The 15691-nt window shown below is 72.0% G+C and carries 12 protein-coding genes; 7 read left to right on the top strand and 5 right to left on the bottom strand.

All coding sequences use genetic code 11. The features are described from left to right. The first annotated feature begins 87 nt into the window (after positions 1 to 87). The 6 genes from ELX43_RS16720 (at position 88) to ELX43_RS16695 (ending at position 5316) form a co-directional block, all read left to right on the top strand. Positions 88 to 378 carry a hypothetical protein gene (locus tag ELX43_RS16720; RefSeq protein ID WP_127784404.1) on the top strand — a complete coding sequence of 97 codons (291 nt, stop codon included), beginning with the start codon at positions 88 to 90 and terminating at the stop codon, positions 376 to 378. Continuing rightward, on the top strand, positions 375 to 2075 hold the full coding sequence (locus ELX43_RS16715; protein WP_127784403.1) for an alpha/beta hydrolase: 1701 nt from the start codon (positions 375 to 377) through the stop codon (positions 2073 to 2075). The genes ELX43_RS16720 and ELX43_RS16715 overlap by 4 nt, the downstream gene beginning before the upstream one ends. A gap of 83 nt (positions 2076 to 2158) precedes the next feature. Continuing rightward, entirely contained in the window at positions 2159 to 2584 is a 426-nt protein-coding gene (locus ELX43_RS16710; protein ID WP_127784402.1) for an LppA family lipoprotein, read from the top strand. Positions 2585 to 2714: 130 nt separating this feature from the next. Continuing rightward, positions 2715 to 3953, top strand: coding sequence for an amidohydrolase (locus tag ELX43_RS16705; protein WP_127784401.1), 1239 nt, complete (start codon positions 2715 to 2717; stop codon positions 3951 to 3953). Positions 3954 to 4094: 141 nt separating this feature from the next. Then, positions 4095 to 4799, top strand: coding sequence for a type 1 glutamine amidotransferase domain-containing protein (locus ELX43_RS16700; RefSeq protein ID WP_127784400.1), 705 nt, complete (start codon positions 4095 to 4097; stop codon positions 4797 to 4799). Between the two features lie 94 nt (positions 4800 to 4893). Then, positions 4894 to 5316: an organic hydroperoxide resistance protein gene (locus tag ELX43_RS16695; RefSeq protein WP_127784399.1), complete on the top strand. Its 423-nt coding sequence runs from the start codon at positions 4894 to 4896 to the stop codon at positions 5314 to 5316. A gap of 4 nt (positions 5317 to 5320) precedes the next feature. Here ELX43_RS16695 and ELX43_RS16690 read toward each other — a convergent pair whose 3' ends face one another. From ELX43_RS16690 to ELX43_RS16670, 5 genes are all read right to left on the bottom strand, one after another. After that, positions 5321 to 6961, bottom strand: coding sequence for an NERD domain-containing protein (locus tag ELX43_RS16690; protein ID WP_206518052.1), 1641 nt, complete (start codon positions 6959 to 6961; stop codon positions 5321 to 5323). A 70-nt stretch (positions 6962 to 7031) separates the two neighbouring features. After that, positions 7032 to 7607 (bottom strand): hypothetical protein, encoded by a 576-nt coding sequence (locus ELX43_RS16685; RefSeq protein WP_127784397.1) that lies wholly within the window; start codon positions 7605 to 7607, stop codon positions 7032 to 7034. Between the two features lie 17 nt (positions 7608 to 7624). Then, positions 7625 to 8773 carry a zinc-dependent alcohol dehydrogenase gene (locus ELX43_RS16680; protein WP_127784396.1) on the bottom strand — a complete coding sequence of 383 codons (1149 nt, stop codon included), beginning with the start codon at positions 8771 to 8773 and terminating at the stop codon, positions 7625 to 7627. Between the two features lie 185 nt (positions 8774 to 8958). Further along, positions 8959 to 9759 (bottom strand): VOC family protein, encoded by an 801-nt coding sequence (locus ELX43_RS16675; protein ID WP_127784395.1) that lies wholly within the window; start codon positions 9757 to 9759, stop codon positions 8959 to 8961. Positions 9760 to 9839: 80 nt separating this feature from the next. Beyond that, positions 9840 to 13262: a TM0106 family RecB-like putative nuclease gene (locus ELX43_RS16670; RefSeq protein ID WP_127784394.1), complete on the bottom strand. Its 3423-nt coding sequence runs from the start codon at positions 13260 to 13262 to the stop codon at positions 9840 to 9842. Between the two features lie 276 nt (positions 13263 to 13538). Here ELX43_RS16670 and ELX43_RS16665 point away from each other — a divergent pair, with 276 nt between their 5' ends. Beyond that, complete coding sequence (locus ELX43_RS16665; RefSeq protein WP_127784393.1) at positions 13539 to 15416, top strand: BCCT family transporter; 1878 nt, start codon at positions 13539 to 13541, stop codon at positions 15414 to 15416. Positions 15417 to 15691: the final 275 nt, after the last annotated feature.

Raw genomic sequence — 15691 nt, 5'->3', positions numbered from 1 at the left:
GGCGGCCGGTTAGGGTGACCAGGACACGTGAGACCGTGTGGCGCAGAAAGCGTTTGCGGACGGGACGAGGTTCGGGGGAGGCCCCAGATGACGTTGACGACCGTGCCGGACCTGATCCGCGCAGCATCAGCGGCGGCGAAGGACCTGGCTGAGCAGGTGGGCGCGGTGAAGCTGCCCGTGGTGGCCGACACCGTGGAGACCGCGCTGCCGGCGTCGCAGAGCGCCTCGGCAGCGGCGACGCTGGGCACCGCGTGGAAGGCGCGGGTGGACAGCCTGGCCAGCCAGGTCGACACCCACGCCACCGGGCTCAAGACCGCGGCCGAGGCGTACTCCAGCCAGGACGGTGCCCTCGCGCGCGACTTCCGGGCCGTGCCGTGAGCCTCACCATCGGGGACGTGCGCCGCTGGTCGTTCGGCGGGGTCGACTCGGCGGCGACGGCCGCGCTGGGGCACCGCGGCACGCTCGTGGGACTGCAGGACGAGCTCGACGCGTCCGCTCGACCGGCGCAGTGGCAGGGGGGTGGCGCCACCGCCGCCGAGACCCGCCACGGCGAGATCTCCGAGGCGCTGCGCCGCACGGCCGCCCAGGCCGCGGCCGTGGCCAGGGCGCTGGACCAGGCCGGGGCCACCGTCACCACGCTGCAGCAGATGCTCGGCGAGGCGGACACCCTCGCCTCGCAGCACGGCTTCAGCCTCGGCGACGACGGCGTGGTCCGGGACGTCTCGTCACCCGAGATGTGCCTGACCGAGGCGGCGGAGGCCGACCGGGTGCGGATCCGCGACGAGCTGGTGACACGGCTCGAGCGGGTGCTGGCCACCGCCACGGACATGGACGCCGACCTGGCCAAGGTGCTGCTGGCCGCGGCGCACGACGAGATCGACGACGGTGACGGGACGAGCCTGTACGGCGCGGGCGCCACCGGCAGCGACTCCGGCCGCCTCAGAGCGCTGCCCCCGCCGGAGGACGGCTCGCCCGCGGAGAACGCCTCCTGGTGGGACAGCCTCACCCCTGCGCAGCAGCAGGACTACCTGAGCAACCACCCAGACGTGGTCGGCAACATGGACGGCGTCCCGGCCGAGGTCCGCGACGAGGCCAACCGGGCGCGCCTGGCCGACGAGCGGGCGGCGCTGGAGGCGGAGGCCGAGCGGCTGCAGCAGAACCTGGACGACAACGTCTTCGGCGGAGCCTTCACCTTCGACGACGGGCGGCTCGACGTCGTCAACAACAAGCTCAAGGACCTGGATGCCATCGAGGCGACCCTGGAGGGCGACGACAAGCAGCTGCTGCTGCTGGACAGCTCTGGCGACATGGTCAAGACGGCGATCGCCACCGGCAACGTCGACACCGCCGACCACGTGTCGGTGTTCACCTCGGGGCTCGACTCCAACACTCGCGACAGCCTGGAGGGCTACGACAAGGACCAGTCGGCGCTGCGGCAGGAGACGCTCAGCCAGCTCCGCCTGGACGGACGCTCGGACGAGACCGTCGCCACCGTCACCTGGATGGGTTACGAGGCGCCCTCGATGGGCGGGTTCCTCGACGACTTCGACAACGACGACATGGTCACCAACGACGGGGCTGCGCAGAAGGGCGCGGACAACCTGAGCAGCTTCCTCAACGGCATCGACGCCTCGCGCCCGACCGACCCCAACCTCACGGCGCTCGGCCACTCCTACGGCTCGCTGACCACCGGGCTGGCCCTGCAGCAGGGCACCGGGGTGGACAACGCGGTGCTCTACGGCTCCCCTGGCCTGGGCACGTCGCACGTCGAGGACCTGAAGGTGCCGGAGGGACACGTCTTCGTCGCGGAGGCCAAGAACGACCCCGTGGCCGACTTCGCCGCGTTCGGCTACGACCCCAACCAGATGGACGGGGTGAACACGCTGTCCACCGACTCGGGATACACCCCGGACGGGGAGGAGCGCTCGGGCTCGGAGGGGCACAGCGAGTACGTGAAGGACGGCACCATGGCGCAGTACAACATGGCCGCGGTGATCGCCGGCAACCGCGCGGACATCGTGGACGGCGAGCACTTCGGTGCTGGTGACGTCGTCAACTGGAACCCCTTCCTGTGACGGCTGTCCGGCGAAGCGCCGTGGCCGTCGTCATCGCCACCGCTGCCCTGCTCGTCGGGTGCAGCACAACCTCGGGAGAAACCATGAATGCCGACGAGGCCCGTTCGGTGCTGCAGGCGCGGCCCAGCTCCGCGGAGGCCACCGCCTCGGTGGTCTCGCTGCGCGACGCCGTCGCCCAGGCGGTGAGCCAGGCTGCCGGTGGGCTGGAGTGGCAGCCGGTCGGCGAGCAGAGCAGCGCCGGCTGTGGTGCCCCCTTCAGCGGCCTGGACGCGACCACGGTGTTCGTCGGCGACCTGCTCGCCCCCCGGGCCATTCACGAGCAGTGGGCGGCCGCCCAGGAGGCGGCCCAGCGGCTCGCCGCCGACGCCGGGTTCACCGAGGTGGTGGTCAAGGTGGACCGGCCCGACAACCACCAGGTTCGGTTCGTCTCGCCGGACGGGGCCTACCTCGACCTGGGCACCAAGGTCACCACGCTGGTGAGCGGCGCGACGGGCTGCCACCTGCCCTGACCTGGTCGGGTGCGGGTGGGGCCGATCGTGGCCCTGCCGCCCGGGGCCCGATCGGCGTATGACTGGTGGGAGGGTCTTTCGCGGTGTTCGACGCGCGTGGGCCGCGCAGGCCTGCCGAGAGGACGCCCCGATGTCGCACCCAGCCACCGCTGATCCGTCTCTTGCCGAGCTCTACAAGGACCTGCACCGCCACCCCGAGCTCGGCTACCAGGAGCACCGCACGGCCGGAATCATCGCGGATCGGCTTGCCGCGCTGGGCTTCACCGTCACCACCGGGGTGGGCAAGACCGGCGTGGTGGCGGTCCTGCAGCGCGGCAGCGGGCCGGTGGCCCTGCTGCGGGCGGACATGGACGCCCTGCCGGTGAAGGAGGAGACCGGACTGGACTATGCGAGCACCGCAACCGCCGTGGACGAGGCAGGCAACACCGTGCCGGTGGCGCACGCCTGCGGCCACGACCTGCACATCACCTGCCTGCTGGGCGCCGCGGAGACCCTCGCCGCCGACGGCGCGGGCTGGGCAGGCACGCTCGTGCTGGTCTTCCAGCCGGCGGAGGAGCTGGGGTCCGGTGCGCAGGCGATGGTGGACGACGGGCTGTTCGAGCGGTTCCCCCGGCCCGACGTCGTGCTGGGCCAGCACGTGGCCCCGCTGCCCGCCGGGAAGATCGCCGCGCACCCGGGCCCGGCCTACGCAGGTTCGGACTCGCTCAGCGTGCGAATGATCGGCAAGGGCGCCCACGGCTCCATGCCGCAGAGCTCCATCGATCCCGTCGTCATGGCGGCGGCCACGGTGCTGCGGCTGCAGACCATCGTCTCCCGAGAGGTTCCGAGCACCGACGTCGCAGTCCTCACCGTCGGCGCGCTGCGCGCCGGCGACGCGGCCAACGTCATTCCGGGGGAGGCCGAGCTGAGGCTGAACCTCCGCAGCTACACCGAAGCGGTTCGCCAGCAGATGCTCACGAGCGTGGAGCGCATCGCAAGGGCCGAGGCGGCCGCCGCGGGGGCTCCGGAGCAACCCGTGATCACCGAGACGGAGCGCTTCCCCATCGTGGTGAACGACCCGACCGCGCTGTCGAGGACGCTGGAGGCGTTCGCCCAGTGGCTGGGCGCGGGCAACATCATGGACCCGGGCGCCGGGGCCGGCAGCGAGGACGTCGGAAACCTCGCGACCGCGGCCAACGCCCCGCTGTCCTACTGGCTGCTGGGGGGAACCGATCCCGCCCTGTTCACCACCGGCGACCTGACCGATCCCGCCATGGCGAGCATCCCGTCCAACCACTCGCCCCGGTACGCCCCCGCCATCGAGCCGACCCTGAGCATCGGCGTGAGCGCGCTGGTGACGGCGGTCAGGACGTGGCTGCCGGCCTCGTGAGCCTGGGGGTGGGTGGGTGCCGTTGCATCCGCGCCCTGACCTGCGCCGACGGGGCAGATGGAATGCACGGCGGGGAGTGGTCGCTGCACCTGGGGAGAAGCGAGCACCGACTCGCGGCCACTCGATCGCAAGGAGAACCACATGTCTTCCGTGCTCATCGTCGTCACCGGCGCCAACCACTGGACCCTGTCCGACGGCACCCAGCACCCCACCGGCTTCTGGGCCGAGGAGCTGCTCAGCCCGGTCTCGGTGTTCCGCAAGGCCGGTGTCGACCTGACCTTCGCCACCCCCAACGGGGTCCGGCCCACCGTGGACGAGGGCAGCCTCGCCCCCGACGCCGTGGGCGGGCAGGAGGCGTCGGACAAGCTCCGCGCCGAGCTGGACGCCCTCGCGGACGTGCTGGCCAAGCCGGTGCCGCTGGAGGAGGTCTCTGCTGGTGACTACGACGCAGTGTTCATCCCCGGTGGGCACGGCCCGATGGAGGACCTTGCCGTCGACCCGCAGCTGGGCCGGCTGCTCATCGAGCTGCTCGACGCGGGCAAGGTGGTCTCCTCGGTGTGCCACGGACCGGCGGCCTTCCTCCCGGCTGTGCGCACCGACGGCAGCTGGGCCTTCACCGGTCGTGACCTGACCGCCTTCACCGACCAGGAGGAGACGCAGGCGGGGCTGGCTGACAAGGCGCCGTGGCTGCTGGAGGACCGGCTGCGCAAGGCGGGGGCGAAGTTCGAGCTGGGTGCGGCCTGGGAGCCGTACACCGTGGTTGACGGCACCGTGGTCACCGGCCAGAACCCGGCGTCGAGCACGCGGGTGGCCGAGCTGGTCGTGGAGCAGCTCAACGCTTCCTGAGGCAGGAGGAGCTCAGCGAGCCTCGCGACACGCTCGTCCGCTACACCGCCCACCTGCGGTCCGCAGGGGCGACATTCACCGAAGGAGAACAGCCATGAAGACCCTGTACACCGCCGAGGCCCTCGCTACCGGAGCCGGCCGCAACGGCCACGCCCGCTCCTCCGACGGTCGCGTCGACTTCGACCTTGCCGCGCCCAAGGAGATGGGCGGGTCCGGGGAGGGCACCAACCCCGAGCAGCTCTTCGCCGCCGGCTACGCCGCCTGCTTCCACTCCGCGCTGCAGATGGTGGCCCGCGAGGCCAAGGTCGACATCGGCGACTCCAGCGTGGGCGCGCAGGTCAGCATCGGTCCGCGGGAGGAGGGCGGCTTCGGCCTGGCCGTCACCCTCGAGGTGACCCTGCCCAACACCGAGCACGCGCAGGCGACCGAGCTGGCGGAGAAGGCTCACCAGGTGTGCCCGTACTCCAACGCCACCCGCGGCAACATCGAGGTCACCCTCGTGGTCAGCGACGACTGACCGCTCAGTCGTCGACGCCGAGGCGGCGGGCCAGCTCAGCTCCACCGACCCTGCGGATCAGCTGCGGGTCGGCGCAGACGACGAGCTGGTCGCGCGCCCGGCTGAGCCCGACGTAGAGCCGCTCGCGGATGCGGGAGTGCTCGGCCAGGGAGTTCACCGCCAGGGCCACGGCTCGCCGCTCCAGCCCCTTGAAGCCCAGCACGTGGCCGTAGAACACCTGCTCGCTGTCCCAGAAGCTGTCCCAGTAGGCCTCGTGGCCCTGCTGCTGCCGCTCCTTCTGCTCGGGGTGCCGGCTGCCGGTGGTCAGCAGGGCCACGTCCTCCGGACGCCAGCCTGCCTCGAGCAGCGCCTCCACGGCGTCGTCGGCGCAGTCCACGGCGTCGTCGCTGCTGCAGGGCACGAAGCGGACGGCTGGGCCCTCGCCACCCTGCAGGCGCATGCGCTGCCCGGCGAGCGGGGTGAACGACTCCGCGATGGGCCGGGTGTTGCGCAGGTTGGCGTCCAGGATCAGCGGGACCAGGGGCACCGGCGGGCTGCCGTATCGCTCGAACACCCGCTGGCCCTCGTCGCTGAACACGTACAGTCCGCTGCGCTCGGGGTCCTTGAGCGCGGCCAGCACGGGGTACCACCACGAGTCGGCGAAGTCCTGCGCCTCGTCGACCACCACCGCGTCGAAGCGCTGACCGGGAGGGAGCGCCTCGGCCAGCTCCGTCATCTGCTGGGGCAGCCGCTGCTCGAAGAAGCGGGGCGCCTCGTCGGAGTTCTCCGGTGGCCCCTCGTCGGCACCCCACCGCATCCCCAGCTCGTGCAGCTCACCCACGTAGGCCGGCCGCTGGTTGCGCGGCCACTCAGCGCACAACCGCCGCAGGTACGAGGCCAGCCCGTGCGAGTAGCACAGCAGCGCCACGCGTTGTCCTTCCCGCGTGAGCCGGCGGGCCTGCTCGCAGGCCAGGTAGGTCTTGCCGCTGCCGGCGCCGCCGCGCACCTCGATGCGGTGCAGCGCCCTCGTCGCGGACAGGATTGACGACTGGGCCTCGGTGAGCCGGTCCGCGGCGTCCTCGTGCTCCATGGCGCGAGCGACGACGTCGCGCTGCGGCAGCATGCGCCCACCCAGCACCTCCTGCACCACCTCGACGTCCTCGGGGTTGGCGCACCGGTTGGCGCTGGCCTGCTGGCGCAGCGCGTCGCGTGCCAGCTCGGCGATGCTGCCGAGCTGGGTGCGGTCCACCACCGACCACCGGGGACAGTCGGGCAGGGCGAAGTCCATCTCGACGGCCGCGTGCGGGAGCACCACCAGGTGCGCCCACCGCACCCGACCGCGGCGGCCCCAGCGGGGGTCGGACTCGAGGTAGCTGCGGAGCGCGTACTTGGCGCCGCGGACCTGTCCTACGGGGTCGATCGGTCCGTGCCGCTGCCGCCAGGACTGCCCGTCGTGCCAGACGTCGCCACCCTTGACCTCGATGGTGACGATGCCGGCCCCGTCCAGCACAGCGACCACGTCGATCTCGAAGTCCTTGGCATGGTTGGTGACCCGCTGGCCGGCGACGAGCAGGTCCTTGCTGCCGCACTGCTCGCGCAGCGCGTCCCACACGACCTGCTCGGCGCCGTTGGCCAGGCGCGGACTCTCCGGTAGCAGTGTTGGCACTGTCGCATCCCCCGATGTGTGTGGTGAGAACCACATCATGCCCAGGGGGGTCCGACAGCTGTGCGCAGCGTCAGGCGCGGCGGCGCTTCTCCAGGGCGGCGAGCCCGGCGGCGACCCCTCCGGCGGCGGCCACCCACGGTCCGGCCACCAGGATCGGGTCGATCCAGGTGTGCGCGTTGTCCACCCGCTTGCGGCCGAACCGCGAGGTCAGGCCGTGCCCGGTCAGCTCGGCCCGGATGCCCGTCTCGGTGATCGGGTTGTCCGGGTGCAGGGTGAGCAACGACCGCACGTGGCTGCCGACGGCGTCGACCCGGTCGGCGCCGAGCAGGATGAGCCAGTGCGCCGCCCGGGCCTCGCTGTACCGGCGGTAGGCCAGGCGCCGGATCGCTCCGGACACGCCGTGCAGCGGCGCCGACGTGCCGAACACTGGGGTGAGCATCGCGTGCTCGATGGAGCGCTCCCGGGGCTGGTGCTCGGGCTGGCGCTCCGGGAAGTCCCAGTGCGCGCCGGTCGCACCGGGGTCGAAGCGCAGCTTGGGCACCGAGGGACGGTCCTTGGGGTCGAGGTCAGCGCCCCACCCGGGGATGCGGGCACGCAGCTCGTCGGCGGACTCGGGTGGCTGGGGCCGGTCGGCGGTGTAGGTCATGTGGCGCTCCTTCCGAGCTAGCTGGCGTCCGGCACGATGATGGGCTTGATGACGTCGTCGAGCTTGGCCGAGAACAGGTGGTAGCCCTCGGCGATGTGCTCGAGCGGGATGCGGTGCGTGACCAGCTCGTTCGGCTTGATGTAGCCGTTGCGGATGTGCTCGAACAGGCGCGGCCACTGGCGCTTGACCGGGCACTGGTTCATCCGCAGGGTCAGCCCCTTGTTCAGCGCGTCGCCGAACTTCACGGCGCTGAACATGGGGCCGTAGGCACCCATCACCGAGATGTTGCCGCCCTTGCGCACGGAGTCGATGGCCCAGTTGAGGGCAGTGGGTGAACCGCCCTGCAGCTTGAGCTTGGCTGAGGTCACCTGCTGGAGGAAGCTGCCGTCGGCCTCTGCGCCCACGCACTCGATCACCACGTCGGCGCCGAGGTAGTCGGTGGTCTTCTTCATCTCCACCACGATGTCGTCGTACTCGGCGAAGTTGCGGGTCTCGGCGTGGGCGAAGGTGCGCGCCTTCTCCAGCCGGTACTCCAGGTGGTCGACCACGATCACGCGGCCGGCACCCATCAGCCAGGCGGACTTGGCGGCGTACAGCCCGACGGGGCCGGCGCCGAGGACGAGGACGGTGTCGCCCTCGACGATGTCACCCAGCTGGGCACCGAAGTAGCCGGTGGCCAGGGCGTCGGTGCACAGCAGCGCGTCCTCCTCGTCCATCCACTCCGGAATGATCGAGGGCCCGACGTCGGCGAAGGGCACGCGCACGAACTCGGCCTGGCCGCCGTCGTAGCCGCCACAGGTGTGCGAGTAGCCGTAGATCCCGCCGACCGCCGTGGCGTTGGGGTTGACGTTGTGGCAGTTGGAGTACAGCCCCCGCGCGCAGAAGTAGCAGGCGCCGCAGTAGACGTTGAACGGCACCATCACGCGGTCGCCGCGCTGCAGGTTCTGCACCGAGGGGCCGACCTCCTCGACCACGCCGATGAACTCGTGGCCGAAGGTGTGCCCGATCCGGGTGTCGGGCATCATCCCGTGGTAGAGGTGCAGGTCAGAGCCGCAGATCGCCGCCTGCGTCACCCGGATGATCGCATCGTTGGGGTGCTCGATCTTGGGCATGTCCTTGTTCTCCACCCGGACCTTGTAGGGCCCGCGGTACACCATCGCTCGCATCAAGCCTCCAGGGCGCAACATCGTCTGGTGCAGGACCGCGCCGCGACGTGGCGGCGGGTGCTTCTAGATCCGATACGGACCGTCCCGCGGAGCGTGCCCCGAGTTTGCCACCCCGGGCGGCCGGGCACTCGCTGAAACCTGGTGTGGCAGCAGGAGTGCCCGGCGGGGTGGGCGTGCGCGGTGGGTCAGCCGGTGGGGCCGGAGAGCTTGAAGACGATCCCGGTGGGGTCGGCGAGGGTGGCGAGCCGGCCGAAGGGCGTGTCCTCCGGCGGGCGGATCACGGTGGCGCCCAGCTCCCGGCCCTGCGCGACCGAGGCGTCGGTGTCCTCGGTGGTGAAGTAGATGCTCCAGCCGGTGTGGTGGTCGTCCGGGAACCTGCTGACGTCCATGATGCCGGCGCTCTGCGACGCACCCTCGCCCAGCGTGGTGTAGCGGAAGTCTTCCGCGTCGCTGGCGGTGTGTGCGTCCCAGCCGAAGGCGTCCCGGTAGAACTGCACGGTCTGGTCGTAGCCGCGGGTGTGCAGCTCGAACCACGCCGGAAAGCCCGGCTCGGCCAGCGCGCCGAAGCCAGGGTGGGTGCCGGGCTGCCAGGCGGAGATCGGGTGCTGGCCGGGGTCGGCGTAGACGGCCATGGTGCCCAGGTCCATCACCGGCATCGGGGGGACGAGCACCGCGCCGCCGTGGGCGGTCACCGACGCGGTGGTGCCCTCGACGTCGTCGGTGGACAGGTACACCGACCACGCGTCGGGGCCCCCGGAGGAGCCGTCGTTGGGCATCCCCCCGGCCGCCAGCTTGCCGTCCCGGCTGTACTGCACGTAGTTGCCGTACTCGGGCCCCATGTGCGCAGCGGACCAGCCGAGCAGCTCACCGTAGAAGCGGTCGGCACGGTCGAGGTCGGAGCTGAACAGCTCGATCCAGACGGGTGCTCCGGCGAGCGCGGATGCGGTGGGCGTGCTGGCGGACTGGGAGGACACAGGCTCGGTCATGACGTCTCCTTGGGGTGGGTGGTGCTGCCATCTCCCGGGCAGACGCGGCGCCGGGCGCCGATTCATCGCCGGACTGGCCGCTACCCCGCAGCCGGCGGCGCCTCGGCCGAGTGCAGCACCCCCAAGAAGGCGCCGAGGGCCCGCAGGCCGTCGGTGGAGGTGGGCGTGATGCGCCGCAGCAGCGGCGAGTGCACCAGGTAGGCGGTGTGCATGGCCCGGGACAGCGCCACGTTGAGCCGGTTGCGGTTGAGCAGGAACTCCACGCCGCGGGGCAGGTCGTCCCCGCTGGAGGTGGTCATGCTGACGATCACCACCGCCGCCTCGCGGCCCTGGAACTTGTCCACCGTCCCCACCGCCACGTCCGGGTAGCCGGCGTGGTCCAGGCCGCGCCGCAGCGCCACCACCTGGCGGTTGAACGGGGCGACCACCAGCACGTCGGACTGGTCGAGCGGCCGGGGCGCGGCGTCGACGTCGGTCCACTCGGCACCGAGCAGGCCGCTGACCAGCTGCACCACTGCGGCCACCTCCTCGTCGCTGCGGGTGCGGTTGTCGTGGTGGTCGACGTCCACCAGGTGCACCCCCGGGGCGACGCCGGCCAGGGTGCGACGGATGCACTGCTCGTGGGAGTGCAGGGCGCCCTCGTACTGCAGCGCCGAGACCGGGGCACACACCTCCGGCCGCATCCGCCAGGTGACGTCGAGCAGGTAGCCGTGCGTGGCCGGGATGAGCGCGTGCTCGCCCAGCACGTGACCGAGCGCGGAGACGTCCACCGGCTCGGGGTGCTGGCCCTGGCTCACCTGGGGCAGCTGCTGGGGATCGCCGAGCAGCAGGATGCGGCTGGCCGCGGAGCCGGTGACCAGGGCGTCGGGCAGGCTGAACTGGCCGGCCTCATCCACCACCACCAGGTCGAGCGGGTGCTCGCGCACCGCCGGACGCGCGAAGGTCCACGCCGTGCCGCCCACCACGTAGCCGCCCTCCTGCGCGGCCATCCAGTCGACCAGCTTCTTCGGGGTCTGCCACGTCTCGGTGCCGCGCGGGCCGCTGGCGGGGACTTCCTTGGCCACCGTGGCGCCGAGGGCCACCACCCGCTCCAGCAGGTTCTCCACCGTCTTGTGCCCCTGGGCGGTGACCCCGATGCGCCAGCCCCGCTGGGCCAGCGCCGCGATCACGTGGCTGCCGACGTAGGTCTTGCCGGTGCCGGGCGGTCCCTGCACGGCCAGCACCCCGTGGTCGAGGGCGGCGACCGCGGCGGTGATGTCGGCGACGTTGTCCTTGGTCCGCGGCAGCGGGGTCACCGGCGGGCAGGCGGTGAGCAGCGCGAACCAGGCCGCGCGCGGCGCGGGATCGTCGAGCAGGTGCTCGCCGAGGCCGCAGAGCACCGCCTCCAGGGCCGCGGTGTGCGGCGGAGCGGCGGGGGTGAGCGCCAGCGGAAGCTGCGTCCACCCCTCGCTGCCCTTGGGTGCACGCTCGGTGAAGCTGACGGAGCCGACCGCGACCGTGAGGTCTTTGGCGCCGGTGTGGGTGGCGCGGTCGGAGTCGGCGCTGGGCTCCAGGTGCTCGGGCAACGGCGAGCCGTAGACGACGAACGGTTGCTGGCCGAGGCTGGCGACGTCCTCGGGGGTGGACACCGTGTCCGCGGTGACGGTGCGGGCCAGGTTGCTGCGGGGCGTGGGCTTGGCCCACTCGCTGCCCTCCGCGCACTCCAGCACCACCACCGCGTCGTCGTCCACCAGCTCGGTCAGCGGACGACGCAGCCGGTCGAAGTGCTCCCACCAGAACGTCTTCTGGTTGCGCCGGTGGTAGCCGAGCGCTGCGGCAACCAGCGCGGTGGCTTGCTGCTCGGGGGTGCGGTCGGCGTCGGGCACCCCGGTGCGCAACCGCTCGGCGAGCAGCTCGGTCTCCGGCGTCTCCCGCTCCACCACCTCGGCCGGGGGCAGCGGGGCGGAGGTGGTGGTGGCCTGCAGCGACTGCAGCCACTGGTGCAACCGGTGGGTGCTGACGCAGTCGTACTCGTTGTAGTCGCGGATCGACTCCAGCAGCTCGTCGGCGGCGGCGTGGCGCCCGGCGCGGCGGTGCTCGACGGCCTGCTCGTACTGCACGATGGAGTCACCGGCGTTGGTCACGTCGCCGGTGCGCAGCTGCGCACCCATGTAGAGCGGCTCGAGCTTCTTGATGGAGTAGCTCTCGGTGGACACCCGCACGGCGCGGCGGACCACTCCGTAGAGGTCGACCAGCCGCCCGTCGCGGAGCAGCTGGTCCACCTGCTCCTCCCGGGTGGCGTGCCGGGCGGCCAGCGTGGTCAGGGCGGTCCGCTCGTAGGGCGCGTAGTGGTAGACGTGCATGCCCGGGTGGGCGGCGGCCGCGGCGGTGAGCGCGTCCACGAGCTGCTCGAAGGCCTGCTTCTCCTGGGGGCGGTTGTGTGCCCAGAACGCGGTGAACCGCTCGCTGGTGTCGACCAGGCCGTGCAGGTACTCCAGCCCCGCGCCGTCCTCGGCGAAGGGATTGCCCTCGATGTCGTAGTACAGGTCGCCCGGGTCGGGGGCCGGCAGCAGCGCCAGGCCCGCGGGGTCGAACACCTCGTGCCGCGGCGGCAGCGCCCCGGCCCCGGCGACCTGCAGCGCCGCCTGGGCGCGCAGCCGGGTCCAGGTGTCGGTACCCATGGTGGGCGGTCGCTGCCCATCGGCGGCGGTGGCCAGCGCGTCCACGGTGGCAACGCCCTGCTCGCGCAGCCGGTGGATCTGGTCGCGCCGCATGCCCGCGACCAGGCTGAGGTCGCGGGCCTGCCGGCGTCCGTCGGCGCAGTGCTCCAACCAGCCGCAGGTGCCGCAGGCGGGGCGGGCGTCGCCCCAGGTCGGGGTGGGTACGGCCGGCTCGGCGGTGAGCTGGGCGAGGACCCGGCCGCGGTACTCCTGGGCCAGCGGCAGCACGTCGGCCGCGGGCACGGCTTGGCGCGAGCCGTCGCCCAGCCACAGGTGCACCTGGCGGGGCACCGGGCGGCCGAGACGGACCAGGGCGTCGGCGTAGCAGGCCAGCTGCAGCAGCGCGGTGGGCTTGGCGTGGCGGGCGAGCTTGGTGTCCACCGGCTCGTAGCGCTGCCGCCCGTCGGCCTCCAGCAGGGGCTTGCCGGTGCCGAGGTCGACGCCGACCAGGAAGTCGGCGTAGCCGAGGAAGCCGTCCACCAGCAGCACCGCCTGGTAGATCACCGGGACACCGGCGTCCATGGCGTCGGTGGTGGCCTGGGCGGCGTCGAGCAGGGCCGGGTCGTCGTGGCCGGGGACGTCGATGGTGCGGACCTCGGCCACGCGGCCCAGGGCAGCCAGCGCGTCGTGCTCGTGCCGCAGGCCGTGGCTCTTGACCAGCTCGAGCGTGGCGTCGGGGCCCCCGGCGGCGCGCGGCAGCAGGTGCTGCGCCGCGGCGTGCTCCAGCTGCAGGCGGTGCTCGCACTCCAGCACGGCCAGCACGTCCCGCGGCGAGTACAACCACGTCTGTCCGAACCGTCGCACGGCTACCTCCCCAGTCCTTGGTCAGGGTAGGGGCGGGGTCCGACAGGTCCGGACGCCGGCTCGGCGACTACGCTGCGTGAGGATCCATGACGACGCGACGGCGATCCACGGTGTCTCCGGCCCTGTTAGCTCTAGCCGCGCGCGTCCGTGATCGGTGCGCGGTACCCGCAGAGCGCCCCCGCAGACCCAGCTGGGTGCGAGGCCAGCTCTGGTTGGTGTGCCGCGGCATCCCGAGACCGGCCCCCGACAGGGCAGACAGCAGAGGAACGATGTCGCGTGAGCTCAGTGCACAAGGCGTGGAGCGGACTCCGTAAACCCGTCTTCATCCCCGCCTCGATCGTGATCGTGGCGATGATCGTGTTCTCGGTGGTCTTCGCCACCACCGCCTCGGACGCCTTCGAGTCGCTGAACTCGGCGATCACCGACGGTGTGGGCTGGTGGTACGTGCTCAGCGCCACCGGCTTCGTGCTCTTCGCGCTGTACTGCGGGGCCAGCCGCATCGGTAACATCCGGCTGGGCCGCGACGACGAGAAGCCCGAGTTCGGGGTGCTGTCCTGGTTCGCCATGCTCTTCTCGGCCGGCATGGGCATCGGGCTGGTGTTCTACGGCGTGGCCGAGCCGCTGTCGCACTACGTCACCCCGCCGGAGGCTGGGGGTGTGGCGGGCTCCACCGACGCCGCCGCGAACCAGGCGATGGAGCTGACGTTGTTCCACTGGGGCCTGCACGCCTGGGCCATCTACGTCGTCGTCGGCCTCGGCATGGCCTACATGACCTACCGCAAGGGCCGCCCGCTGTCGGTGCGGTGGCTGCTGGAGCCGCTGTTGGGCCGTGCCCGGGTGGAGGGCTTCGTCGGGCACGCCATCGACACCGTCGCCATCGTCGGCACCCTCTTCGGCGTGGCCACCTCCTTGGGCTTCGGCGTCCAGCAGATCTCCGCCGGCCTGGAGTACCTCGGCTGGATCGAGACCAACAACTGGTTCACCGTGGCGCTCATCGTGGCGGTCACCGGTATCGCGATGTTCTCCGTGGTCTCCGGGGTGACCAAGGGACTCAAGTGGCTGTCCAACATCAACATGGTGCTGGCGGCGGCGCTGGCGATCTTCGTGCTGCTGCTGGGCCCCACGCTGTTCCTGATGCAGTCGTGGGTGCAGAACCTGGGTGGCTACGTCCAGGCGCTGCCTGACCTGATGCTGCGCACCTCGCCCTTCGCCGACGACGGCTGGGCCGGCGCGTGGACCATCTTCTACTGGGGCTGGTGGATGAGCTGGGCGCCGTTCGTCGGCATGTTCATCGCCCGCATCTCCCGCGGGCGCACCATCCGTGAGTTCGTGTTCGGGGTGCTGCTGGCCCCGACCATCATCGGCTCGCTGTGGTTCACCATCTTCGGTGGCGCCGGCATCCTGCGGCAGCGCAACGACAACGACATGCTCGACGACGGCGCGGTGGACACCAACACCACCCTGTTCGCGCTGCTCGACGGCTTTCCGCTGGCCACGGTCACCAGCCTGCTGGCCATCGCCGTGGTGGTGTTCTTCTTCGTCACCTCCTCCGACTCCGGGTCGCTGGTGATCGACATCCTGGCCTTCGGCGGCGAGCTGGAGACCCCCAAGATCACCCGGGTGTACTGGGCCCTGCTGCAGGGTGTGGCGGCCGCGGTGCTGCTGCTGGTGGGCGGCGCCGGGTCGCTGACCGCCCTGCAGACGGCCTCGATCGCCACCGCGGTGCCGTTCTCCATCGTGCTGGTGCTGGCCTGCGTGTCCATGCTGAAGGCCTTCCGCTACGAGGTGGCCAGCACGCCGCACTACGTGCGGATCGCCAGGCCGGACGGCCAGGCCGCACCGGTCTCGGACTCGCCGGCGGCAGTGCGCGAGCCGGGACCGCGCCGCCGCACCGCCGCCGGCATCTCAGCCACCTTCTCCGGGTTGGCTCCCGCTCCGGAGGCCGCGGCGTCGAGCGACTCGGGCCACCTGCTGGTGGCGGTGCACCCCGTCACCGCGGGCGAGCTGGAGGTCAACCGGACGACCGGGTCGGTGGAGTACTCCGCCGACAACAGCCCGCGCGACCCGTTGCGGGGCGAGTCGTTCGACACTCCGCAGTTCGCGGACTCGGCCGAGGGCCGCTCGCAGGCCGCGGACAGCGCGCAGGGTCGCTGACCCGGCTCAGTCGCTGCCGCGCGCGCTGGCGGGGCTGCCCGGCGCGCCACCTGACGGCGCCCGGAGCGGCGCTCCCTCATCCCTGCGGCGATCCGGGCACCGGCGTGACGGCGTGACCACCCAACCAGCCCGGGCAGCACCATCCCGTCCCTAACGACGACGGCGTTGGCGTGGTTCGCAACGGCATGTCGGGCGCCGCGGCGATGTGTTCGGCGCGGTTCTGGCCGACCCCAGCGCCGGGGGGACTCGGGCGCTGCATGGATGGTCGTGTCCAG

It is taken from the genome of Rhodococcus sp. X156 (genome assembly GCF_004006015.1).
Lineage (GTDB): Bacteria > Actinomycetota > Actinomycetes > Mycobacteriales > Mycobacteriaceae > X156.
The sequence above is the reverse complement of the archived record's forward strand: the minus strand, read 5'-3'. Positions and strand labels throughout refer to the sequence as shown.